The organism is Kosakonia pseudosacchari (genome assembly GCF_015167415.1).
GTDB classification, from domain to species: domain Bacteria; phylum Pseudomonadota; class Gammaproteobacteria; order Enterobacterales; family Enterobacteriaceae; genus Kosakonia; species Kosakonia pseudosacchari.
The window spans coordinates 4,415,602-4,439,187 of record NZ_CP063425.1; the positions used below are offsets into that span (position 1 = coordinate 4,415,602).

Annotated in this window: 26 protein-coding genes, 3 tRNA genes and 4 rRNA genes; 8 read left to right on the forward strand and 25 right to left on the reverse strand. The window is 51.1% G+C overall.

The features are described from left to right. Positions 1-6 precede the first annotated feature (6 nt). Both IP581_RS20930 and IP581_RS20935 read left to right on the forward strand, forming a co-directional pair. A complete protein-coding gene (locus tag IP581_RS20930; protein ID WP_065369489.1) occupies positions 7-1,110 on the forward strand; it encodes an amino acid ABC transporter permease in 1,104 nt (367 codons plus the stop codon). 8 nt (positions 1,111-1,118) lie between these two features. Then, positions 1,119-1,877, forward strand: a complete 759-nt coding sequence (locus tag IP581_RS20935) for an amino acid ABC transporter ATP-binding protein (RefSeq protein WP_086869996.1) — start codon at positions 1,119-1,121, stop codon at positions 1,875-1,877. A 493-nt stretch (positions 1,878-2,370) separates the two neighbouring features. Here the strand turns inward: IP581_RS20935 and rrf (IP581_RS20940) are convergent. From rrf (IP581_RS20940) to IP581_RS20975, 8 genes are all read right to left on the reverse strand, one after another. Continuing rightward, positions 2,371-2,486: ribosomal RNA gene (gene rrf, locus IP581_RS20940) — 5S ribosomal RNA — on the reverse strand. Positions 2,487-2,525: 39 nt separating this feature from the next. After that, positions 2,526-2,601: transfer RNA gene (locus IP581_RS20945), tRNA-Thr, on the reverse strand. 14 nt (positions 2,602-2,615) lie between these two features. After that, positions 2,616-2,731 (reverse strand): 5S ribosomal RNA (rrf, locus tag IP581_RS20950). A 97-nt stretch (positions 2,732-2,828) separates the two neighbouring features. Then, positions 2,829-5,736 (reverse strand): 23S ribosomal RNA (locus IP581_RS20955). A gap of 179 nt (positions 5,737-5,915) precedes the next feature. Then, positions 5,916-5,991 (reverse strand) — tRNA-Ala (locus IP581_RS20960). A 108-nt stretch (positions 5,992-6,099) separates the two neighbouring features. Beyond that, positions 6,100-6,176, reverse strand: a tRNA-Ile gene (locus IP581_RS20965). Between the two features lie 71 nt (positions 6,177-6,247). Next, positions 6,248-7,787, reverse strand: a 16S ribosomal RNA gene (locus IP581_RS20970). The 16S, 23S and 5S rRNA genes sit together here with 3 tRNA genes alongside, the layout of an rRNA operon. A 221-nt stretch (positions 7,788-8,008) precedes the next feature. Next, complete coding sequence (locus IP581_RS20975; RefSeq protein WP_143468229.1) at positions 8,009-8,260, reverse strand: hypothetical protein; 252 nt, start codon at positions 8,258-8,260, stop codon at positions 8,009-8,011. Position 8,261: 1 nt separating this feature from the next. On the opposite strand from IP581_RS20975, the gene IP581_RS20980 reads away from it, so the two are divergent. Continuing rightward, positions 8,262-8,816 (forward strand): gamma carbonic anhydrase family protein, encoded by a 555-nt coding sequence (locus IP581_RS20980; RefSeq protein ID WP_097399967.1) that lies wholly within the window; start codon positions 8,262-8,264, stop codon positions 8,814-8,816. Here the strand turns inward: IP581_RS20980 and IP581_RS20985 are convergent. From IP581_RS20985 to dprA, 6 genes are read right to left on the reverse strand one after another with little or no spacing between them, the layout of a single operon-like run. Then, a complete protein-coding gene (locus IP581_RS20985) occupies positions 8,792-9,049 on the reverse strand; it encodes a DUF1488 family protein (protein ID WP_065369492.1) in 258 nt (85 codons plus the stop codon). The two genes, IP581_RS20980 and IP581_RS20985, sit on opposite strands and share 25 nt — an antisense overlap. After that, positions 9,046-9,864 carry a shikimate dehydrogenase gene (aroE, locus tag IP581_RS20990; protein WP_193821284.1) on the reverse strand — a complete coding sequence of 273 codons (819 nt, stop codon included), beginning with the start codon at positions 9,862-9,864 and terminating at the stop codon, positions 9,046-9,048. Before aroE ends, IP581_RS20985 begins: the two co-directional genes overlap by 4 nt. 4 nt (positions 9,865-9,868) lie before the next feature. Continuing rightward, positions 9,869-10,441: an L-threonylcarbamoyladenylate synthase type 1 TsaC gene (tsaC, locus tag IP581_RS20995; protein ID WP_086868557.1), complete on the reverse strand. Its 573-nt coding sequence runs from the start codon at positions 10,439-10,441 to the stop codon at positions 9,869-9,871. Then, positions 10,431-10,988, reverse strand: a complete 558-nt coding sequence (locus IP581_RS21000; protein ID WP_086868555.1) for a DNA topoisomerase family protein — start codon at positions 10,986-10,988, stop codon at positions 10,431-10,433. Before IP581_RS21000 ends, tsaC begins: the two co-directional genes overlap by 11 nt. A 26-nt stretch (positions 10,989-11,014) precedes the next feature. Beyond that, a complete protein-coding gene (gene smg / locus IP581_RS21005) occupies positions 11,015-11,488 on the reverse strand; it encodes a DUF494 family protein Smg (RefSeq protein ID WP_017460081.1) in 474 nt (157 codons plus the stop codon). Further along, the gene (gene dprA, locus IP581_RS21010; RefSeq protein WP_193821285.1) at positions 11,460-12,584 is read right to left on the reverse strand and encodes a DNA-protecting protein DprA; all 1,125 of its coding nucleotides are present in this window, start codon (positions 12,582-12,584) and stop codon (positions 11,460-11,462) included. The genes smg and dprA overlap by 29 nt, the downstream gene beginning before the upstream one ends. 129 nt (positions 12,585-12,713) lie before the next feature. Between dprA and def the strand changes: the two genes are divergently transcribed. From def to mscL, 5 genes are all read left to right on the forward strand, one after another. Further along, a complete protein-coding gene (def, locus tag IP581_RS21015) occupies positions 12,714-13,223 on the forward strand; it encodes a peptide deformylase (protein ID WP_007369833.1) in 510 nt (169 codons plus the stop codon). A gap of 21 nt (positions 13,224-13,244) precedes the next feature. Further along, positions 13,245-14,192: a methionyl-tRNA formyltransferase gene (fmt, locus tag IP581_RS21020; protein ID WP_193821286.1), complete on the forward strand. Its 948-nt coding sequence runs from the start codon at positions 13,245-13,247 to the stop codon at positions 14,190-14,192. A gap of 39 nt (positions 14,193-14,231) precedes the next feature. Next, positions 14,232-15,521 (forward strand): 16S rRNA (cytosine(967)-C(5))-methyltransferase RsmB, encoded by a 1,290-nt coding sequence (rsmB, locus tag IP581_RS21025; RefSeq protein WP_193821287.1) that lies wholly within the window; start codon positions 14,232-14,234, stop codon positions 15,519-15,521. A gap of 22 nt (positions 15,522-15,543) precedes the next feature. Further along, positions 15,544-16,920 (forward strand): Trk system potassium transporter TrkA, encoded by a 1,377-nt coding sequence (gene trkA, locus IP581_RS21030; RefSeq protein ID WP_193821288.1) that lies wholly within the window; start codon positions 15,544-15,546, stop codon positions 16,918-16,920. Positions 16,921-17,064: 144 nt separating this feature from the next. Then, entirely contained in the window at positions 17,065-17,478 is a 414-nt protein-coding gene (mscL, locus tag IP581_RS21035) for a large-conductance mechanosensitive channel protein MscL (RefSeq protein ID WP_193821289.1), read from the forward strand. On the opposite strand, the gene IP581_RS21040 is transcribed toward mscL, so the two are convergent. The 11 genes from IP581_RS21040 to rplO all read right to left on the reverse strand — a co-directional run bounded on the left by IP581_RS21040 (position 17,475) and on the right by rplO (position 23,583). Further along, positions 17,475-17,687, reverse strand: coding sequence for an alternative ribosome-rescue factor A (locus tag IP581_RS21040; protein ID WP_086868543.1), 213 nt, complete (start codon positions 17,685-17,687; stop codon positions 17,475-17,477). The two genes, mscL and IP581_RS21040, sit on opposite strands and share 4 nt — an antisense overlap. Before the next feature lie 58 nt (positions 17,688-17,745). Further along, positions 17,746-18,177, reverse strand: a complete 432-nt coding sequence (zntR, locus tag IP581_RS21045; protein ID WP_193821290.1) for a Zn(2+)-responsive transcriptional regulator — start codon at positions 18,175-18,177, stop codon at positions 17,746-17,748. Between the two features lie 2 nt (positions 18,178-18,179). Continuing rightward, the gene (locus IP581_RS21050) at positions 18,180-18,548 is read right to left on the reverse strand and encodes a DnaJ family domain-containing protein (RefSeq protein WP_193821291.1); all 369 of its coding nucleotides are present in this window, start codon (positions 18,546-18,548) and stop codon (positions 18,180-18,182) included. Between the two features lie 108 nt (positions 18,549-18,656). Beyond that, positions 18,657-19,043 (reverse strand): 50S ribosomal protein L17, encoded by a 387-nt coding sequence (rplQ, locus tag IP581_RS21055; RefSeq protein WP_015960703.1) that lies wholly within the window; start codon positions 19,041-19,043, stop codon positions 18,657-18,659. A 40-nt stretch (positions 19,044-19,083) separates the two neighbouring features. Then, a complete protein-coding gene (locus IP581_RS21060) occupies positions 19,084-20,073 on the reverse strand; it encodes a DNA-directed RNA polymerase subunit alpha (protein ID WP_007369825.1) in 990 nt (329 codons plus the stop codon). 25 nt (positions 20,074-20,098) lie between these two features. Next, entirely contained in the window at positions 20,099-20,719 is a 621-nt protein-coding gene (rpsD, locus tag IP581_RS21065) for a 30S ribosomal protein S4 (RefSeq protein WP_003031138.1), read from the reverse strand. Positions 20,720-20,753: 34 nt separating this feature from the next. Then, positions 20,754-21,143, reverse strand: coding sequence for a 30S ribosomal protein S11 (gene rpsK, locus IP581_RS21070; protein WP_002919257.1), 390 nt, complete (start codon positions 21,141-21,143; stop codon positions 20,754-20,756). A 16-nt stretch (positions 21,144-21,159) separates the two neighbouring features. Continuing rightward, positions 21,160-21,516 (reverse strand): 30S ribosomal protein S13, encoded by a 357-nt coding sequence (gene rpsM, locus IP581_RS21075; protein ID WP_007369824.1) that lies wholly within the window; start codon positions 21,514-21,516, stop codon positions 21,160-21,162. 146 nt (positions 21,517-21,662) lie between these two features. Then, positions 21,663-21,779 carry a 50S ribosomal protein L36 gene (rpmJ, locus tag IP581_RS21080; protein ID WP_000868187.1) on the reverse strand — a complete coding sequence of 39 codons (117 nt, stop codon included), beginning with the start codon at positions 21,777-21,779 and terminating at the stop codon, positions 21,663-21,665. A gap of 30 nt (positions 21,780-21,809) precedes the next feature. Further along, complete coding sequence (gene secY, locus IP581_RS21085; protein WP_007369823.1) at positions 21,810-23,141, reverse strand: preprotein translocase subunit SecY; 1,332 nt, start codon at positions 23,139-23,141, stop codon at positions 21,810-21,812. 7 nt (positions 23,142-23,148) lie between these two features. Continuing rightward, a complete protein-coding gene (rplO, locus tag IP581_RS21090; protein WP_007369822.1) occupies positions 23,149-23,583 on the reverse strand; it encodes a 50S ribosomal protein L15 in 435 nt (144 codons plus the stop codon). Positions 23,584-23,586 lie beyond the last annotated feature (3 nt).

A 23,586-nucleotide genomic window follows, 5' to 3' on the forward strand; every position in this document is an offset into this window, starting at 1 on the left:
ACCTTGATGACAAAAGCCATTCTGTCTCCCTCCACGCGCCAGACACCCGCAGGAAGCAATGGCGCGATAGTGTGGGTACGAAAAAATCTGTTCTCCAGTTGGTCTAACTCGCTGCTGACGCTTCTGTGTCTGTGGTTAATGTGGGAGTTGATTCCCCCTTTGCTGGACTGGGCGCTGTTTCAGGCGAACTGGTTTGGTTCGACGCGCGCCGATTGTACGAAAGCAGGTGCGTGCTGGGTGTTTATCCACGAGCGTTTTGGCCAGTTTATGTATGGCCTCTACCCGCATGATCAACGCTGGCGCATTAATGTGGCGCTACTTGTTGGCCTGCTCTCTATCGCGCCGATGTTCTGGAAGGCGCTGCCGCGTCGCGGGCGCTACATCGCGTGCTGGGCGGTTATTTATCCGCTTGTTGTGTGGTGGTTGTTATTTGGCGGCTTCCTGGGGCTGGAACGGGTTGAAACCCGCCAGTGGGGCGGTTTGACCCTGACATTGATCATCGCCTCTGTGGGTATTGCTGGCGCATTACCATTGGGGATTCTGCTGGCGCTTGGACGCCGTTCGAAAATGCCGGTGGTTCGCGTGTTATCGGTCATTTTCATTGAGTTCTGGCGCGGCGTTCCCTTAATCACCGTGCTGTTTATGTCCTCAGTGATGCTGCCGCTGTTTATGTCGGAAGGAACCAGTATTGATAAGCTGATCCGTGCGCTGGTCGGTGTGATCTTGTTCCAGTCCGCTTACGTGGCGGAAGTGGTGCGTGGTGGCTTACAAGCACTGCCGAAGGGGCAATATGAAGCGGCGGAATCTCTGGCGCTGGGATACTGGAAAACACAAGGGCTGGTGATTTTACCGCAGGCGCTGAAGCTGGTGATCCCTGGGCTTGTGAACACCATCATTGCTCTGTTCAAAGATACGAGTCTGGTGATCATCATCGGCTTGTTTGATCTGTTCAGCAGCGTACAGCAAGCCACGGTCGATCCTGCATGGCTTGGGATGTCCACCGAAGGCTATGTTTTTGCTGCCTTAGTTTATTGGGTTTTCTGTTTTAGCATGTCGCGCTATAGCCAGTATCTGGAGAAGCGCTTTAACACCGGGCGTACACCGCACTGAGGATCCCCATGAGTAATACAACTATGCAATCTGGCGACGCGATGATTACGCTCGAAAATGTGAATAAATGGTACGGTCAGTTCCATGTGCTGAAAGATATTAACCTCAATGTGAAACAGGGCGAGCGCATTGTGCTTTGTGGCCCGTCCGGTTCTGGAAAGTCGACAACGATCCGCTGTATTAACCATCTGGAAGAGCATCAACAAGGGCGCATTGTCGTTGACGGTATAGAGTTAAATGAAGATATCCGCAATATCGAAAAGATCCGCCAGGAAGTGGGAATGGTGTTTCAGCACTTTAATCTCTTCCCGCATCTGACCGTCCTGCAAAACTGTACGCTGGCGCCGATTTGGGTACGCAAAATGCCCCGGAAAGAGGCTGAAGCGCTGGCGATGCATTACCTTGAGCGTGTGCGCATTGCCGAGCATGCACATAAGTTTCCGGGGCAGATTTCCGGTGGCCAGCAGCAACGTGTAGCGATTGCCCGTTCATTATGTATGAAACCTAAAATCATGCTGTTTGATGAACCAACTTCAGCGCTGGATCCGGAGATGGTAAAAGAGGTGCTGGATACCATGATTGGGCTAGCGCAATCCGGCATGACGATGTTGTGTGTCACCCACGAAATGGGTTTTGCGCGCACCGTTGCCGATCGCGTGATCTTTATGGATCGGGGTGAAATCGTTGAACAGGCACCACCGGAAGAGTTCTTTGCGAATCCGAAATCAGAACGTACTCGTGCGTTTTTGTCGCAGGTTATCCATTGATCTCTATATGATTTCTTACAGGCCATTCATACGAGTGGCCTTTTTTATTGACCACGTAAAACCTCCTCGTGCAAGCATGCTTAACAAAAAGTTGGGGGCTGGCCTTATTGCTTTGGCTGCCTATCTCACTGAGCTGACCAAGTTCGATTTTTAAGAATTCAGGGACACGCCAAATATTACTGCCTTGCATGCATGTGGTTCTTTGCTTCTTATGTACTTGCTTATTTGCTCGACGTTCCCTGCTATCGCGGGGGAGACCTCACACTATTATCGGCACGACGCGTTTCACTTCTGACTTAGTGTGTTTGATGTCTGGCTGTTGTAGAGGAACGGCTTGATCACTAGCTCTCAAGGGCTGTGGTACTTAACCCTGTCCATGCTCAAAGGCTGTTGGCTATAGAGGCAAATGACTACGGTGCGACCATCAAGTTTGATGTTGCAGTAGAAAAGCAAAAGGCCCAGTCGAAAGACTGGGCCTTTTGCTTTATTTGATGCCTGGCAGTTCCCTACTCTCGCATGGGGAGACCCCACACTACCATCGGCGCTACGGCGTTTCACTTCTGAGTTCGGCATGGGGTCAGGTGGGACCACCGCGCTAGTGCCGCCAGGCAAATTCTTTTCTAAATGCCGAACTTTAACCGTTATAACTGGTGCTGATACCCAGAGTCGAACTGGGGACCTCACCCTTACCAAGGGTGCGCTCTACCAACTGAGCCATATCAGCACACTAAATTTGATGCCTGGCAGTTCCCTACTCTCGCATGGGGAGACCCCACACTACCATCGGCGCTACGGCGTTTCACTTCTGAGTTCGGCATGGGGTCAGGTGGGACCACCGCGCTAGTGCCGCCAGGCAAATTCTGTCTGTCAGAACGTTCTCACACTCTGACGTAATCTGTATCACGCTGAAAATCTTTTCTGTCTCTCACGCCAAAACACCTTCGGCGTTGTAAGGTTAAGCCTCACGGTTCATTAGTACCGGTTAGCTCAACGCATCGCTGCGCTTACACACCCGGCCTATCAACGTCGTCGTCTTCAACGTTCCTTCAGGAGCCTTAAAGGCTCAGGGAGAACTCATCTCGGGGCAAGTTTCGTGCTTAGATGCTTTCAGCACTTATCTCTTCCGCATTTAGCTACCGGGCAGTGCCATTGGCATGACAACCCGAACACCAGTGATGCGTCCACTCCGGTCCTCTCGTACTAGGAGCAGCCCCCCTCAATTCTCCAGCGCCCACGGCAGATAGGGACCGAACTGTCTCACGACGTTCTAAACCCAGCTCGCGTACCACTTTAAATGGCGAACAGCCATACCCTTGGGACCTACTTCAGCCCCAGGATGTGATGAGCCGACATCGAGGTGCCAAACACCGCCGTCGATATGAACTCTTGGGCGGTATCAGCCTGTTATCCCCGGAGTACCTTTTATCCGTTGAGCGATGGCCCTTCCATTCAGAACCACCGGATCACTATGACCTGCTTTCGCACCTGCTCGCGCCGTCACGCTCGCAGTCAAGCCAGCTTATGCCATTGCACTAACCTCCTGATGTCCGACCAGGATTAGCTGACCTTCGTGCTCCTCCGTTACGCTTTAGGAGGAGACCGCCCCAGTCAAACTACCCACCAGACACTGTCCGCAACCCGGATTACGGGTCCACGTTAGAACACCAGCCATTAAAGGGTGGTATTTCAAGGGCGGCTCCACGCAGACTGGCGTCCACGCTTCAAAGCCTCCCACCTATCCTACACATCAAGGACCAGTGTTCAGTGTCAAGCTATAGTAAAGGTTCACGGGGTCTTTCCGTCTTGCCGCGGGTACACTGCATCTTCACAGCGAGTTCAATTTCACTGAGTCTCGGGTGGAGACAGCCTGGCCATCATTACGCCATTCGTGCAGGTCGGAACTTACCCGACAAGGAATTTCGCTACCTTAGGACCGTTATAGTTACGGCCGCCGTTTACCGGGGCTTCGATCAAGAGCTTCTCCTTACGGATGACCCCATCAATTAACCTTCCGGCACCGGGCAGGCGTCACACCGTATACGTCCACTTTCGTGTTTGCACAGTGCTGTGTTTTTAATAAACAGTTGCAGCCAGCTGGTATCTTCGACTGGTTTCAGCTCCATGAGCAAGTCACTTCACCTACGCACCAGCGTGCCTTCTCCCGAAGTTACGGCACCATTTTGCCTAGTTCCTTCACCCGAGTTCTCTCAAGCGCCTTGGTATTCTCTACCTGACCACCTGTGTCGGTTTGGGGTACGATTTCGTGTTACCTGGAGCTTAGAGGCTTTTCCTGGAAGCAGGGCATTTGTTACTTCAGCACCGTAGTGCCTCGTCATCACGCCTCAGTGTTAAAGCACTCCGGATTTGCCTGGAGCACACACCTTCACGCTTAAACCGGGACAACCGTCGCCCGGCTAACATAGCCTTCTCCGTCCCCCCTTCGCAGTAACACCAAGTACAGGAATATTAACCTGTTTCCCATCGACTACGCCTTTCGGCCTCGCCTTAGGGGTCGACTCACCCTGCCCCGATTAACGTTGGACAGGAACCCTTGGTCTTCCGGCGAGCGGGCTTTTCACCCGCTTTATCGTTACTTATGTCAGCATTCGCACTTCTGATACCTCCAGCAACCCTCACAGGCCACCTTCGCAGGCTTACAGAACGCTCCCCTACCCAACAACACATAAGTGTTGCTGCCGCAGCTTCGGTGCATGGTTTAGCCCCGTTACATCTTCCGCGCAGGCCGACTCGACCAGTGAGCTATTACGCTTTCTTTAAATGATGGCTGCTTCTAAGCCAACATCCTGGCTGTCTGGGCCTTCCCACATCGTTTCCCACTTAACCATGACTTTGGGACCTTAGCTGGCGGTCTGGGTTGTTTCCCTCTTCACGACGGACGTTAGCACCCGCCGTGTGTCTCCCGTGATAACATTCTCCGGTATTCGTAGTTTGCATCGGGTTGGTAAGCCGGGATGGCCCCCTAGCCGAAACAGTGCTCTACCCCCGGAGATGAATTCACGAGGCGCTACCTAAATAGCTTTCGGGGAGAACCAGCTATCTCCCGGTTTGATTGGCCTTTCACCCCCAGCCACAGGTCATCCGCTAATTTTTCAACATTAGTCGGTTCGGTCCTCCAGTTAGTGTTACCCAACCTTCAACCTGCCCATGGCTAGATCACCGGGTTTCGGGTCTATACCCTGCAACTTAACGCCCAGTTAAGACTCGGTTTCCCTTCGGCTCCCCTATTCGGTTAACCTTGCTACAGAATATAAGTCGCTGACCCATTATACAAAAGGTACGCAGTCACACCCCGAAGGATGCTCCCACTGCTTGTACGTACACGGTTTCAGGTTCTTTTTCACTCCCCTCGCCGGGGTTCTTTTCGCCTTTCCCTCACGGTACTGGTTCACTATCGGTCAGTCAGGAGTATTTAGCCTTGGAGGATGGTCCCCCCATATTCAGACAGGATACCACGTGTCCCGCCCTACTCATCGAGCTCACAGCCTGTGTGCTTTTGTGTACGGGGCTGTCACCCTGTATCGCGCGACTTTCCAGACGCTTCCACTAACACACAAGCTGATTCAGGCTCTGGGCTCCTCCCCGTTCGCTCGCCGCTACTGGGGGAATCTCGGTTGATTTCTTTTCCTCGGGGTACTTAGATGTTTCAGTTCCCCCGGTTCGCCTCATTAACCTATGGATTCAGTTAATGATAGTGTGACGAGTCACACTGGGTTTCCCCATTCGGACATCGCCGGTTATAACGGTTCATATCACCTTACCGGCGCTTTTCGCAGATTAGCACGTCCTTCATCGCCTCTGACTGCCAGGGCATCCACCGTGTACGCTTAGTCGCTTAACCTCACAACCCGAAGATGTTTCGTGAAACATCCGCGTGTCGCAAAAATTTGAGAGACTCACAGAACAGTTCGCACTGTTCAGTGTTTCAATTTTCAGCTTGATCCAGATTTTTAAAGAGCAAAACTTCGCAGCACACACAGAATGTGTACTCTGAAGTTTTCTTGGTTTCTGCAGTAAAGATGGTGGAGCTATGCGGGATCGAACCGCAGACCTCCTGCGTGCAAAGCAGGCGCTCTCCCAGCTGAGCTATAGCCCCATCGTAGTTAAATCCCGTATACCCGTAATTCATTCTGAGACAAGGCGGGGTGACGCGAAGCATACATCAGTATGTGAGCGTTGCCACAACGCAGTATCAGCATGAATTTGGTAGGCCTGAGTGGACTTGAACCACCGACCTCACCCTTATCAGGGGTGCGCTCTAACCACCTGAGCTACAAGCCTGCAGAGATTTTTACTGCTCGTTATTTCATCAGACAATCTGTGTGGACACTGCAGAGAACGGTTCTTTAAGGTAAGGAGGTGATCCAACCGCAGGTTCCCCTACGGTTACCTTGTTACGACTTCACCCCAGTCATGAATCACAAAGTGGTAAGCGCCCTCCCGGAGGTTAAGCTACCTACTTCTTTTGCAACCCACTCCCATGGTGTGACGGGCGGTGTGTACAAGGCCCGGGAACGTATTCACCGTGGCATTCTGATCCACGATTACTAGCGATTCCGACTTCATGGAGTCGAGTTGCAGACTCCAATCCGGACTACGACGCACTTTATGAGGTCCGCTTGCTCTCGCGAGGTCGCTTCTCTTTGTATGCGCCATTGTAGCACGTGTGTAGCCCTGGTCGTAAGGGCCATGATGACTTGACGTCATCCCCACCTTCCTCCAGTTTATCACTGGCAGTCTCCTTTGAGTTCCCGGCCTAACCGCTGGCAACAAAGGATAAGGGTTGCGCTCGTTGCGGGACTTAACCCAACATTTCACAACACGAGCTGACGACAGCCATGCAGCACCTGTCTCACAGTTCCCGAAGGCACCAAGCCATCTCTGGCAAGTTCTGTGGATGTCAAGACCAGGTAAGGTTCTTCGCGTTGCATCGAATTAAACCACATGCTCCACCGCTTGTGCGGGCCCCCGTCAATTCATTTGAGTTTTAACCTTGCGGCCGTACTCCCCAGGCGGTCTATTTAACGCGTTAGCTCCGGAAGCCACGCCTCAAGGGCACAACCTCCAAATAGACATCGTTTACGGCGTGGACTACCAGGGTATCTAATCCTGTTTGCTCCCCACGCTTTCGCACCTGAGCGTCAGTCTTCGTCCAGGAGGCCGCCTTCGCCACCGGTATTCCTCCAGATCTCTACGCATTTCACCGCTACACCTGGAATTCTACCTCCCTCTACGAGACTCAAGCCTGCCAGTTTCGGATGCAGTTCCCAGGTTGAGCCCGGGGATTTCACATCCGACTTGACAGACCGCCTGCGTGCGCTTTACGCCCAGTAATTCCGATTAACGCTTGCACCCTCCGTATTACCGCGGCTGCTGGCACGGAGTTAGCCGGTGCTTCTTCTGCGGGTAACGTCAATCAACACGGTTATTAACCGTATCGCCTTCCTCCCCGCTGAAAGTACTTTACAACCCGAAGGCCTTCTTCATACACGCGGCATGGCTGCATCAGGCTTGCGCCCATTGTGCAATATTCCCCACTGCTGCCTCCCGTAGGAGTCTGGACCGTGTCTCAGTTCCAGTGTGGCTGGTCATCCTCTCAGACCAGCTAGGGATCGTCGCCTAGGTGAGCCGTTACCCCACCTACTAGCTAATCCCATCTGGGCACATCTGATGGCAAGAGGCCCGAAGGTCCCCCTCTTTGGTCTTGCGACGTTATGCGGTATTAGCTACCGTTTCCAGTAGTTATCCCCCTCCATCAGGCAGTTTCCCAGACATTACTCACCCGTCCGCCACTCGTCACCCGAGAGCAAGCTCTCTGTGCTACCGTTCGACTTGCATGTGTTAGGCCTGCCGCCAGCGTTCAATCTGAGCCATGATCAAACTCTTCAATTTAAAAGTTTGATGCTCGATGAATTAAACTTCGTAATGAATTACGTGTTCACTCACTGAGACTTGGTATTCATTTTTCGTCTTGCGACGTCAAGAATCCAGTCACCCTGAGTGCCCACACAGATTGTCTGATAAATTGTTAAAGAGCAGGTGCGACGCGCTTCAGCGCTCTGTCGCGAGGTGGCGTATATTACGCTTTCCTCTTTCAGAGTCAACCCTGATTTTCAGGATTTTTTCTCTTTCGTTTCCCCGACTATCTCGTGAAGTGATTCACGTTGTCGGGTCAACGGAGGCGCATTATAGGGATCCCAATTTTTTGCACAAGTCTTTTTGCGATCTTTTTTTCTGACTGCTGTTTTTTCATTCTTTTCGCTGTGATCCCGTACGATCTGCTCAAATAATGGTGCGTAAAAGGGTTGCAGAAGGCCTTTCTTGCGATCAAAGTCATTATCCCGGTCTGTTTTTGAAGAGGTCATTATGTCTACCGTTTTACGTCCTTATAAGGATCTGCGGCCCCAAATAGGTCAGCGGGTAATGATTGACGCCACCAGCGTGGTGATTGGTGACGTCAGAATTGCTGACGATGTGGGTATCTGGCCATTAGTCGTGATTCGCGGTGATGTGAATTATGTTGAGATTGGCGCACGCAGCAACATTCAAGATGGCAGCGTTCTCCATGTCACGCACAAATCATCTTATAACCCTGAAGGCGATCCGCTGCTCATTGGCGAAGATGTTACTGTTGGGCATAAAGTGATGTTGCATGGCTGCGTTATTGGTAACCGTGTACTTGTCGGCATGGGATCGATCTTACTTGACGGGGCTATTGTTGAAGATAATGTGATGATCGGCGCAGGAAGCCTGGTTCCCCAAAATAAACGTCTGGAAAGTGGCTACCTTTATCTGGGCAGCCCGGTAAAACAGATCCGCCCCCTGACGCAAGCGGAGCTTGAAGGGTTGAAATACTCAGCCCAAAATTACGTGAAATGGAAAGATGAATATCTGGATCAAGATAACCAGACTATTCCCTGATCATCCTCTTCTTGCTGGCGGATCAACTGTTCCGCCTCCTCTTCCAGATCCCAACGATGTTCACGAAATACCGCCAGGTAGTGTTCCGATGTTTCACCACCAAAGCGCTTTGCCAGTATCTCTCCTTTAATGGCACACGTAATTTGCATACCATTAACCAACGCAGGAAAACAGACCGCACCAGCCGCGTCATCCCACTCTTCGCGATCCGGAAACTGAATGGCCTGATTCATTTTGCCAGTTCCTGTTTCAGCAGGTTGATGACTGGTTCAACATCTGGCAATACACCATGCCATAGCAAAACCGCGTGCGCAGCCTGCCCGACCAGCATGCCTAAACCATCCGCACATTTTTTCGCACCTGAATTTTCACACCAACTCAGAAATGGCGTCGTTCCTTTCTGATAGAACATGTCATAGCAATAAAGCTCGGGATGGATAAGCGCATTCGGTAACGCGGGGATCTCCCCGCCTATACCACTGGACGTCGCGTTAATAATCAAATCGAACTCATGGCTCGCTAAATTATCCATAGCGACAGCATCAATGCTACCGGTGTGAGCAAAGAGCTTAGCCAGCGTTTGCGCCTTAGAAAAAGCGCGGTTGGTAACCGTCACGGCACAATCCAGCGACAGTAAAGGAAGAATAACGCCGCGCGCCGCCCCACCCGCCCCGATAAGCAGAATGCGAAACCCCGGGCTAATAAAAGAGAGGCGTTCGAGATCGCTCAACAAGCCAATCCCATCCGTGTTATCACCGAGCAGACGGCCACCTTCAAGGCGTTTAAGCGTGTTTACCGCCCCAGCCATCGCGGCACGTTCTGTGAGTTCGTTCGCACGAGCAAATGCTTCCTCTTTAAAAGGCACGGTAACATTCGCGCCTTTTCCACCAGCGGTAAAAAAAGCATCCAGAGTCTGCACAAAACCATCCACCGGAGCCAGAACTCGACCATAAGAATATTCAATACCCAGTTGCTGAGCAAATTGCTGATGGATAAACGGAGACTTGCTGTGAGCAATAGGGTTGCCAAAGACCGCGTAGGATTCCATACAGTTACCCCTGGCGAAAAAGCTCGCCGGTAAGAGCGTCACGAATTTCAGAAGGATTTTGCCGGCCTCCGGTCGGGGCATCAACGACCGGGAAGTCTGGACCAAATTGGTCAATAACTTCCTGCGCTGTTCTGCAAGGCGGCAAGCCCGATAAATTAGCGCTCGTTGATACCAGCGGTTTTCCGTAAGCCTCACACAGCGCAATCACCGTTTGATGGTCGGTCACGCGCACGGCCAGCGAGTCAAAGCGCCCAGTTAGCCAGCGCGGCGTGTTCGGTTTTGCCGGGAAGACAAACGTTACCGGTCCGGGCCAGCAGTCAAAAATCGTCTGGCGCTGCTCGTCGGTCAGCATGCTGTCATCAATATAAGGTTTTAGTTGTTCAAAACTGGCAGCAATAAGGATAAGGCCTTTATCAACCGGGCGTTGTTTTAGTTCAAGCAAGCGATGAACAGCAATCTCGCTGTCCGGGTCGCAGCCGACACCGAAAACAGCTTCTGTTGGATAAGCGATGACGTGTTCTTTATTCAGGATCTCTACCGCCGCAGCGATAGGATCTGTTGGCAGGTTATTCTTCACGAGTTTGTTCCGCCGTTACCGGCTGTCCACATTGTTTACTTGCGCAGAAGCGTTTCATGCCTTGCGCGGTTTTTTTCTCGATAAGTAGCGGGTAGTGGCATATAAGACATTCACCCGCTACCGGTTTGAAATTAATAACGAATTGGCAATCAGGGTAACGATCGCAGGAATAAAAGGTTTTGCCATATCGGGAGCGGCGTTGAACAAGGTGTCCGCTTCGACACTGTGGGCAAGTGATTGCGGTATCGTCGGGCTTATCAATCAGCTCGGTATGTTCGCATTCAGGATACTGGCTGCACCCAATGAACATCCCGAAGCGTCCCTGACGCAGCACTAGCGCGGCTCCGCACACAGGGCACTGTTGCCCGTCCAGAACTTTAACAATATGTCCATCCGCCTGGCTTTTCAGCGGGCGAACATAATCGCATTCCGGATAGTGAGAACATCCGAGAAACGGACCGTGTTTCCCGGAACGAATAACAAGTTCAGCCCCGCATTGTGGGCAGGGCTCGTTGTTACGCACCGAAAAGAGTGCTGATTTGGCCATAACGACTCTTGAAGCTGCAAAAATGATTAGTGCAGCATACCTTCATTCGCTTCAAAGAGTAATTCTTCCATTTGCTGGTAGGCGTTTTCACACCCAGGGATATTGAAGAGAACCATCAGAATGACCCATTTCAGATCTTCTAACTCGAACTCTGCCGTATCCAGCGCCAGCACCCGTTCAATCACCATTTCTCGCGTTTCGAGGTTTAGCACCTGAATCTGCTCCAGGAATAACAAGAATCCCCGGCAACTGGCATCCAGCCTTTCACACTCTTCAGCCGTATAAATACGAACAGAAAGCGGATCAGAAGCAAGCTGCATCGGTTCGGCGAGGCCTTCCTGATAATCAGCCAGCTTTTCCAGCCACAAAAGTGCATTGTAGATGTCTTCACGATCAAATCCGGCGTCGGTAAGATCCCGTTCCAGTTTGTCCTGATCCACACGCAATTCCGCTTCGTTATGGATGTAAGTCTCAAACAAGTACATTAGTACGTCGAACATGGCTTGCCCTCCTCAATCGGACATAGCCGCCGGGTACAGCTGCGATCCATCCTGCTAACTCCAGTTCAAGCAATTGAGCGGCGATGACTGGCACAGGTTGGCCGGCACGTTCAGCGACGACGTCAACAGGTGTTACCTCATCTCCTACGTTAGCCAGGAGCTCAGGAAATGGCAATGCCACCTCTTCTTGATCTGGAGAATAAATTGCATTTTCGCGTATGTCAGACAACCAATTCAGCCCATATTGCAAATTTTCGAGGATCTCATCAGCCGATGTTACCGGTATTGCCCCTTGCTTGATTAACCAGTGCGGTCCTTCACTGCCGGGGCTACCAATAGGACCGGGTAATGCAAAAACATCCCGACCTTGTTCTAGCGCAATCCGCGCGGTCACCAGCGAACCACTACGCAAAGCAGCTTCTACAACCAGTACTCCACGGCTGAGCCCACTGATGATGCGGTTGCGGCGTGGAAAATTACCCGGTTTCGGCGTTGCCGCGAGGGGAAATTCGGAAACTAATGCACCACCGCTTTCAATTAATTTCGCAGCAAGCGAAGCATGCTTGCGCGGATAGAGGCTGTAGAGACCATTCCCCAGTACACCAATGCTTTTTCCATTAACCTGTAAAGCAGCCCGGTGGGCCACGCTATCGATCCCCAACGCCATACCACTGGTAATCGTTAACCCCGCACGTGCAAGCGCTTCACAAAAAATCCGCCCCCACCGCTCGCCATACCATGAATGTGCGCGGCTCCCGACAACGGCCAGTTGTTGTGTTGCCAGTACCGCTGGATTGCCTTTGACAAAAATGGCGCCGGGGTAATCCGTAATAGCGCGCAAAGGAGCAGGATACGCCGGATCGCTGGCAACAATTAAATGATTTCCGGGTTGTGCAAGCCAGTTAAGGCTCTTTTCAAGCTCAGTTGCCGAAAGAGAGAAAAAGCGCTGCGTCTGCGCTTCTGTAAATCCGATGAGTCGAAGTTCAGCAACGGATGCGTTTTGGTTTTGTTCCAGCCACCGCGCTGCATTCAGCCATTGATCGCCACACAGTGTGGTCACCTGTAACAACCGCAGCCAAATCTCCGTGCTCGTCATCCTTTATCCCCTGCCATAAGCCGCTGTAGCAATCCTTGCGATTGGTCACTGATGCTGTCAATCGCGGGGGGATTTGTCTAGAATAGAGGTAATATTCTCACCAACTCCTGAACACGACTCTGGATATTTATGGCAGTTTTGCATGTGTTACATATTCCGGACGAGCGCCTTCGCAAAGTCGCCGAGCCGGTAAAAGAAGTGAATGCGGACATTCAACGTATCGTTGATGATATGTTTGAAACGATGTACGCAGAAGAAGGTATTGGCCTGGCAGCAACACAGGTTGATATTCACCAGCGCATCATCGTGATTGATGTTTCCGAAAATCGCGATGAGCAACTCGTGTTGATTAACCCTGAGCTGCTGGAAAAAAGCGGGGAAACTGGTATTGAAGAAGGTTGCCTGTCTATTCCGGAACAACGTGCGCTGGTGCCTCGTGCAGAGAAAGTAAAAATCCGCGCACTGGATCGTGACGGAAAAACGTTCGAACTGGAAGCCGACGGTCTTCTGGCAATCTGCATTCAGCATGAGATGGATCATCTGGTCGGCAAGTTGTTTATTGATTACCTGTCGCCGATGAAACGTCAGCGCATTCGCCAGAAAGTTGAAAAACTGGATCGCATGAACGCCCGCGCATAAAACGGGCTGAAAAGGATAAACGTGTCAGATTCTCTACGTATTATTTTCGCCGGCACTCCGGATTTTGCAGCGCGTCATCTTGACGCGCTGTTGTCTTCTGAGCATCAAGTTGTAGGGGTTTTTACCCAGCCCGACCGCCCTGCTGGTCGCGGTAAAAAACTGATGCCAAGCCCAGTAAAAGTGCTGGCGGAAGAAAAAGGCCTGCCAGTGTTTCAACCCGCATCGTTACGTGCAGAGGAAAACCAGCAATTGGTTGCCAATCTTAACGCCGATGTGATGGTGGTGGTGGCATACGGTCTGATCCTGCCAAAAGCAGTGCTGGCCATGCCGCGCCTGGGTTGCATTAATGTTCACGGTTCACTGCTACCACGCTGGCGCGGCGCGGCACCTATTCAGCGCTCGCTATGGGCAGGTGATACGGAAACGGGCGTCACTATCATGCAAATGGATGTGGGTCTGGATACTGGCGACATGCTGTTTAAACTCGCATGCCCGATTACCGATGAAGATACCAGCGCCACACTATATGACAAACTGGCAGAGCTCGGTCCGCAGGGGTTAATTGCGACATTGCAACAACTTGCTCAGGGCACAGCACAACCGCAGGTGCAAGACGAAACGCAGGTCACTTACGCAGAGAAGCTCAGCAAAGAAGAAGCACGCCTGGACTGGTCGCTCAGCGCCGCTCAGCTTGAACGATGCATTCGTGCTTTCAACCCCTGGCCAATGAGCTGGTTTGCGGTTGATGAGCAACCGGTGAAAGTCTGGAAAGCGTCGGTTATTCCATCTAAGCCAACAGAGAAACCCGGTACGATCGTAGAAGTGTCGAAAGCGGGTATTCAGGTTGCAACTGCTGACGGAATATTGAATCTTGAATCGCTGCAGCCTGCCGGTAAGAAAGCCATGAGCGCGCAGGATCTGCTGAATTCGCGGCGGGAATGGTTTGTCCCTGGCAACCATCTGGCCTGAGAGTATTTTTAGCCCGGCTTGCCGGGCATTTTTATCGCGATGAAAAAACAAATAAATTTACGCAGCATGGCTGCGCAGGCAGTTGAGCAGGTCATAGAACACGGGCAATCGCTCAGCAATATCCTGCCGCCGTTGCAACAAAAAGTTTCTGACAAAGATAAAGCGCTGCTGCAAGAGCTGTGCTTTGGTGTTTTGCGCGTATTGCCACAGCTCGATTGGCTCATCAATAAATTGATGTCACGCCCGATGACGGGCAAACAGCGCACGGTGCACTATCTGATCATGGTTGGTTTTTATCAGCTTTTGCATACGCGCATCCCTGCGCATGCTGCGCTGGCAGAAACCGTGGAAGGCGCGGTGGTCATTAAGCGCCCGCAGCTTAAGGGCTTGATTAACGGCGTATTGCGTCAATTCCAGCGCCAGCAGGAAGAATTACTGGCAGAGTTCGCCCAAAGCGAAAATCATTTTCTGTTCCCAAAATGGCTGTTAAACCGTGTGCAAAAAGCCTACCCACATCAATGGCAACATATTGTCGAAGCCAGCAATCAGCGACCGCCGATGTGGCTGCGTGTGAATCGTCAGCATAACTCACGCGATAGCTGGTTAACATTGCTGGAAGAGGCCGGTTTGCAAGGATTCCCGCATCCGGATTATCCCGATGCGGTGCGCCTTGCGAGCCCGGCGCCCGTCACTGCTCTGCCGGGTTTTGTCGAAGGTTGGGTTACCGTACAGGATGCTTCTGCTCAGGGTTGCATTGCTTTCCTTACGCCGAAAAACGGTGAACTCATTCTCGATCTGTGTGCAGCACCCGGTGGCAAAACCACTCATATTCTCGAGGCCGCTCCAGAGACCAACGTGTTGGCGGTAGATATCGACGACCAGCGCTTGTCGCGTGTTTACGACAACCTGAAACGGCTGGGCATGAAAGCGCAGGTAAAACAGGGCGATGGGCGTTTCCCGGAGCAATGGTGCGGTGATGAACAATTCGATCGTATCCTGCTGGATGCGCCTTGCTCAGCGACGGGTGTTATTCGACGCCATCCAGATATCAAATGGCTGCGTCGCGATCGCGATATTCCAGAGTTAGCGCAGTTACAGTCTGAAATTCTGGATGCTATCTGGCCGCATTTGAAACCAGGCGGTACGCTGGTGTATGCAACATGCTCTATCTTGCCAGAAGAGAACAGCCAGCAGGTGGCCGCCTTTCTCAAACGCACAACTGATGCGCAGCTGAGCGAAACAGGTACGCCGGAAAACCCTGGGTTGCAGAAGCTGCCTGGTGCGGAAGAAGGCGATGGTTTCTTTTACGCTAAGATAATCAAACAGTGATGAGAACAACGGGTCACAACAGATGAAAATAATTATTCTGGGTGCAGGGCAGGTTGGTGGAACGCTGGCAGAGAACCTGGTCGGAGAGAATAACGATATTACCGTTGTTGATACCAATGGCGATCGTCTGCGTAGTTTGCAGGACAAATTTGATCTCCGCGTCGTACAAGGCCACGGTTCTCATCCCCGCGTGCTACGCGAAGCTGGCGCTGACGATGCCGATATGCTGGTTGCGGTGACCAGCTCAGATGAAACCAATATGGTTGCCTGCCAGGTCGCTTATTCGCTGTTTAACACCCCGAACCGTATCGCCCGCATTCGCTCGCCAGATTACGTTCGCGACGCGGATAAGCTTTTTCACTCAGAAGCCGTTCCCATCGATCATCTGATCGCGCCAGAGCAATTGGTTATCGACAGTATCTACCGCCTCATTGAATATCCCGGCGCATTGCAGGTCGTGAATTTCGCTGAAGGTAAAGTCAGTCTGGCGGTGGTGAAAGCGTATTATGGTGGCCCGTTGGTTGGAAATGCGTTATCAACCATGCGTGAGCATATGCCGCATATCGATACGCGCGTTGCGGCTATTTTCCGCCACGACAGACCTATTCGCCCGCAAGGATCAACGATTGTTGAAGCAGGCGATGAGGTATTTTTTATTGCCGCATCGCAGCATATCCGTGCCGTTATGAGTGAACTTCAGCGGCTGGAAAAACCGTATAAACGCATTATGTTGGTTGGCGGGGGTAATATCGGCGCCGGTCTGGCTCGTCAGTTGGAAAAAGACTACAGCGTGAAGTTGATCGAGCGCGATCAACAACGAGCTGCGGAACTGGCCGAGAAGCTGCAAAATACGATCGTTTTTTATGGCGACGCCTCAGATCAAGAATTACTGGCCGAAGAGCACATCGATCAGGTGGATCTCTTTATCGCTGTTACCAATGACGACGAAGCCAACATTATGTCTGCAATGCTGGCCAAACGGATGGGCGCCAAGAAAGTGATGGTGCTCATTCAGCGTCGCGCTTATGTCGATTTAGTTCAGGGCAGTGTGATCGATATTGCCATTTCGCCGCAACAGGCGACTATTTCAGCTCTGCTTAGCCATGTGCGTAAAGCGGATATCGTTGGCGTTTCATCGTTACGTCGCGGTGTCGCAGAGGCAATTGAAGCGGTTGCGCACGGAGACGAAACGACATCCCGCGTTGTCGGCCGCGTTATTGATGATATTAAATTGCCGCCCGGCACAATCATCGGGGCTGTAGTACGTGGGAATGATGTCATGATTGCCAATGATAATTTACGTATCGAGCAAGGCGATCATGTGATTATGTTTTTAACGGACAAAAAATATATTACCGACGTCGAGCGTTTATTCCAGCCAAGCCCATTCTTCCTGTAATAACCCGGGCGCAATGATATGCGCCCGCATATTATTCCCCGCTTTTATCAGGGTTTAAGAAATCATTACAATCGCCCTGCCCAAATGGAAATTGATCGGTAATTTGTTAGACTTAATCCGACAGTCTGCACATGGAGAAGGGATATGAGTATTTTGAAAGAGTTCCGTGAATTTGCGATGCGCGGAAATGTAGTGGATTTGGCAGTTGGTGTCATCATCGGTGCAGCTTTCGGCAAAATTGTGTCGTCATTGGTTGCCGATATCATTATGCCGCCGTTGGGGCTATTAATTGGCGGGATAGATTTTAAATCGTTTGCATGGACGCTACGCGGCGCGCAAGGCGACGTTCCCGCTGTTGTCATGCACTATGGCGTGTTTATTCAGAACGTCTTTGACTTCATCATCGTCGCTTTTGCGATCTTCATCGCGATTAAGCTGATCAATAAGCTGAAGCGTAAGCAAGAAGAAGAACCGAAAGCGCCACCGGCACCGAGTAAAGAGGAACTGCTGCTGAGTGAAATTCGCGACTTGCTGAAAGAGCAAAATAATCGCAGTTAAGCAAATGCAAGAAGGCCAGTGGTAAATAAGCGATTCGCTTGCTTGCCACTGGCCTCCTGAAAGCCCTTTTTCGCGTGTTTGTTTTTGCGTAGATAACTTCCTTTCCCTTTCTTATTCTTCTCAATACGTTGACGAAATAACGGATCATGTAACAAAGCTTCAATCGCGTTATCGTTGATCTGCCCTTTCTTATGCTGATAGCGGCTCATAATTTCTCCAGATTGTGTATTAAAACGGCAAGGAGTGTAGATCTCTCGACGCAGAAGATCAACAGACCGTTGCATTTGGATTACCACTCGCTCCTTGTTCAAGCGCCTCAAGAATAGAACAATAAACGCTGCTATGCGCTGTACCACAACATGCATCGTTCAGTTTTTGCAACGAGCGACGCATGGACTGTAACTCTTCGATGCGAGCTTCAACCTCGCTCAGGCGAGCCTGTACAATACTTTTCGACTCCTGGCAGGTATGGTGTTCCGGATCAATACGGATCGACAATAGTTCGCGGATGGAATCGAGGGTAAATCCTAATTGCCGGGCATGGCGAATAAATTTGAGCCGTTGCAGATCCTTATCCGTATAAAGACGAAATCCGCCTTCCGTTCTGACCTCATGATCCATCATTTGCTGTTTTTCGTAATAACGGATCGTATCTGGCGTGACTTCTGCAAGTTTCGCTATTTCACCAATGCGGTACATGATTACTCCTCATTCATTTTTTGCTGCAGTTTGCCAGCATAATCGCCTCGCAGGAAATCGGTGCTTAATCCAGCCTGCCGCAACTTCATTTCCAGTAACGACAAACGGCGATGCAATTGCTGGAAATCTGGATGATCACGCTGCACGCTATTGAGCAGATCAACAAGCATCACGGCTTCTTTACGGTATTCCAGTTCTGGTGGCAGGCAGCCCGCATTTTTCAGCAAGCGATACCCAGCGCGGAGCTCCTCGGGGACATGAGAATCATCATCCAACAACAACGGCTCACCGCTACCGGGTAGATTATCAAATTCGCCTTTTTGCTGAGCATCAAGGATATGGCGTTCTGCCCACTGATCTAGTAACCACATAACGGCTCACGAGGGAATGAACAAAAAAGATACATATATTGTAGGGAAGAGGTAACACGACTGATATAAAAAAACCCGCCGAAGCGGGTTTCTTTACGTTACTACAGATTACTCTGCAGTAGCTTCTGCTTTCGATTCAGAGCGATCAACCAGCTCGATGTATGCCATCGGCGCGTTGTCACCAGCACGGAAGCCACACTTCAGAATACGAGTGTAACCACCGGCACGGCTCGCGAAACGCGGGCCCAGTTCGTTAAACAGTTTTGCCACGATCTCGTTATCACGAGTGCGGGCGAATGCCAGACGACGATTAGCAACGCTATCCGTCTTGGCAAGAGTAATCAGCGGCTCAACTACGCGACGCAGCTCTTTCGCTTTCGGCAGGGTCGTCTTGATGATCTCATGACGAACCAGAGAGCCTGCCATGTTACGGAACATGGCCTGGCGATGGCTGCTGTTGCGGTTCAGTTGACGACCACTCTTACGATGGCGCATGACCTTATCCTTCTCAGTAAAACCTTAACCTGTGATCCGGTTACTCGTCAGCAATGCTTGCCGGCGGCCAGTTTTCAAGGCGCATGCCCAGAGACAGACCGCGGGAGGCCAGCACGTCTTTAATCTCAGTAAGAGATTTTTTACCCAGGTTCGGCGTTTTCAGCAACTCAACCTCGGTACGCTGTACCAGATCACCGATATAGTGGATAGCTTCTGCCTTGAGGCAGTTAGCAGAGCGGACAGTCAATTCCAGATCGTCAACAGGGCGCAGCAGAATCGGATCGAATTCTGGTTTCTCTTCTTTAACTTCCGGCTGACGTACATCACGCAAATCAACGAAAGCTTCAAGTTGTTCAGCCAGAATGGTTGCCGCACGACGAATCGCCTCTTCAGGATCGATTGTGCCGTTGGTTTCCATTTCGATGACCAGCTTGTCCAGGTCGGTACGCTGTTCAACACGTGCTGCTTCAACATTGTAGGCAATACGCTCTACAGGGCTGTAGCAGGCGTCAACGAGCAGACGGCCGATTGGGCGCTCATCTTCTTCCGAATGAATTCGGGCAGATGCCGGAACATAACCACGACCGCGCTGAACTTTGATACGCATATTGATAGATGCGTTCTCATCGGTCAGGTGGCAGATCACATGCTGCGGCTTGACGATTTCGACATCACCGTCGTGGGTAATGTCGGCTGCGGTCACAGGGCCAATGCCAGATTTATTCAGAGTAAGAATAACATCATCTTTACCCTGAACTCTCACCGCCAGCCCTTTCAGGTTGAGCAGGATTTCAAGGATATCTTCCTGAACGCCTTCTTTGGTGCTGTACTCATGAAGTACACCATCAATCTCAACCTCAGTCACCGCGCAACCCGGCATCGATGAGAGCAGAATACGGCGCAGTGCGTTACCCAGAGTATGGCCAAAGCCACGCTCTAAAGGCTCAAGGGTCACCTTGGCGTGCGTCGAACTCACTTGCTCGATATCTACCAGGCGCGGTTTTAGAAACTCTGTCACAGAACCCTGCATTGTGTCCTCTCTTTGGTACTAAGCTTTACTTGGAGTAAAGCTCGACGATCAGGTGTTCGTTAATGTCCGCAGACAGATCAGAACGCTCCGGCTTACGCTTGAACGTGCCTTCCATCTTGCCAGCATCAACTTCCAGCCAGGTTGGCTTTTCACGCTGCTCAGCCAGCTCCAGAGCGGCTTTCACGCGAGACTGCTTTTTCGCTTTCTCACGAATGCTAACAACGTCATTCGGACTAACCTGATAAGAAGCGATGTTAACAACACGACCGTTTACCATGATTGCTTTGTGGCTAACCAGCTGGCGTGCTTCAGCACGAGTGGCGCCAAAGCCCATACGGTATACAACGTTGTCCAGACGACCTTCCAGCAGACCCAACAGGTTTTCACCGGTGTTGCCTTTCAGACGTGCTGCTTCTTTGTAGTAGTTACGGAACTGACGCTCCAGCACACCGTAAATACGGCGAACTTTTTGCTTTTCACGCAACTGCACACCATAGTCAGACAGACGCGGTTTACGCGCACCGTGCTGGCCAGGAGCTTGTTCAATTTTACACTTGGTATCGATCGCGCGAACGCCAGACTTAAGGAACAGGTCTGTGCCCTCACGACGGCTCAGCTTGAGCTTAGGACCCAAATATCTTGCCATTTTCTTTCTCCAACAATCCTAGAAAACGACCGCGTTATACGCGACGTTTTTTCGGCGGACGACAACCGTTGTGAGGGATCGGAGTCACATCAGTAATATTAGTGATGCGGAAACCAGCGGCGTTCAGAGCACGAATAGTAGATTCGCGGCCCGGACCCGGTCCCTTAACCATAACTTCCAGATTCTTGATACCGTATTCTTTTACGGCTTCAGCGCAACGCTCTGCTGCAACCTGAGCTGCAAACGGAGTGGATTTGCGAGAACCACGGAAACCGGAACCACCGGCTGTTGCCCAACCCAGCGCGTTACCCTGACGATCAGTAATAGTAACGATGGTGTTGTTGAAAGAAGCATGGATATGAGCCACGCCGTCAGAGACTTGTTTTCTTACACGTTTACGTGCACGAATTGGTGCCTTTGCCATTATTCAATCACCCCGATTATTTCTTGATCGGTTTGCGCGGACCCTTACGGGTACGTGCGTTGGTCTTGGTACGCTGACCGCGAACCGGGAGACCACGACGATGACGCAAACCGCGATAGCAACCAAGATCCATCAGGCGCTTGATGCTCATGCTAATTTCACGGCGCAGATCACCTTCAACGACAAATTTGGCAACTTCGTCACGCAGCGTGTCGATTTGTTCTTCAGACAGCTCACTGATCTTAACATTTTCAGCGATGCCCGCAGCAGCCAGAATGGCTTGAGAGCGGGTTTTACCGACGCCATAGATCGAAGTTAATGCGATCACAGCATGTTTCTGATCAGGAATGTTAATGCCTGCTATACGGGCCACTATGCACTCCTATAATTTTACTTGCACGCACCATGCTGAAAAGCCCGTTTTCAGGATACTCAAATGGAAACGTACAGACATACAAAAGATTGGCTGGCTAATCTAGCCAGCTCAACCCAACTTTGCAAGAAAAATATGCGAAATAATCAGCCTTGGCGCTGTTTATGCTTCGGCTCGGCACTGCAAATCACGCGGATGACACCATCACGCTTAACGATTTTGCAGTTACGGCATAATTTCTTGACGGAAGCACGAACTTTCATTTTTACTCTCCGTAACTTCTCGGGCGACCATTAACGGCCATAGCCTTTCAGGTTCGCCTTCTTCAATGCAGACTCATACTGACTGGACATCATCAGAGTTTGCACTTGAGCCATAAAGTCCATAATCACGACAACAACGATAAGCAGTGACGTACCACCGAAGTAGAACGGTACTTTCATCGCATCACGCATGAACTCCGGGATCAGGCAGATAAAAGTAATATAAAGCGCACCAACCAAAGTCAGGCGGGTCATTACTTTATCGATATACTTCGCCGTTTGCTCTCCCGGACGAATTCCTGGTACAAATGCACCGGACTTCTTCAGGTTATCTGCTGTTTCTCGCGGGTTGAAAACCAACGCCGTATAGAAGAAACAGAAGAAGATGATTGCAGACGCATAGAGTAACACATAAAGCGGTTGCCCTGGCTGCAAATACAGCGAAATTGTTGTCAGCCAGTTCCAACCAGTACCGCCCCCGAACCATGACGCGATGGTTGCAGGGAACAGAATAATACTGGAAGCGAAGATTGCCGGGATTACCCCCGCCATATTCACTTTCAGCGGTAAATGTGTGCTCTGAGCAGCATAGACACGACGACCTTGCTGGCGTTTTGCGTAGTTCACCACGATGCGGCGTTGACCACGTTCAACGAAAACAACAAAGAACGTCACTGCGAATACTAATACTGCAACCAACAGCAACAGGAGGAAGTGCAGGTCGCCTTGACGCGCTTGCTCGATAGTATGGGCAATGGCTGGCGGAAGACCCGCCACAATGCCGGCAAAGATAATGATTGAGATACCGTTGCCGATACCACGTTCAGTAATCTGTTCACCGAGCCACATCAGGAACATCGTTCCTGTAACCAGACTCACAACAGCGGTGAAGTAGAATGCAAAGCCTGGGTTCATAACCAGACCTTGCATACCAGGCATATTCGGTAAACCGGTAGCAATACCGATCGACTGAAATATCGCCAACACCAGAGTGCCGTAACGGGTGTACTGACTGATCTTACGACGGCCAGACTCCCCTTCTTTCTTCAACTCTGCCAAGGCCGGATGAACGACCGTTAACAGCTGGATGATAATTGATGCCGAAATATACGGCATGATACCCAACGCAAAGATAGAAGCACGACTAAGAGCACCACCAGAGAACATGTTAAACATCTCAATGATGGTGCCACGCTGTTGCTCAAGCAGTTTGGCAAGTACAGCGGCATCAATACCAGGGATCGGAATAAAAGAGCCAATACGGAAAACAATCAACGCACCGATAACAAACAGCAGTCTGCGTTTCAGTTCGCCAATTCCACCCTTGGCACTTTGAAAATCTAATCCCGGTTGTTTAGCCATCTGCTACTTATTCCTCAATTTTACCGCCAGCAGCTTCGATAGCAGCACGAGCGCCTTTCGTCACACGCAGGCCACGAACAGTTACCGGACGAGCTACTTCACCAGCCAGGATCACTTTCGCGAACTCGATCTGGATGCCGATAATGTTAGCCGCTTTAAGCGTGTTCAGGTCAACTACGTCGCCTTCTACTTTAGCCAGATCGGACAGACGAATCTCTGCCGTGATCATTGCTTTGCGAGAAGTGAAACCGAATTTCGGCAGACGACGATACAGTGGCATCTGACCACCCTCGAAACCGCGACGTACGCCACCGCCAGAACGAGATTTCTGACCTTTGTGACCACGACCACCGGTTTTACCGAGGCCAGAACCGATACCACGACCCAGGCGTTTACCCGCCTTTTTGGAGCCTTCGGCCGGAGACAGAGTATTTAAACGCATCTC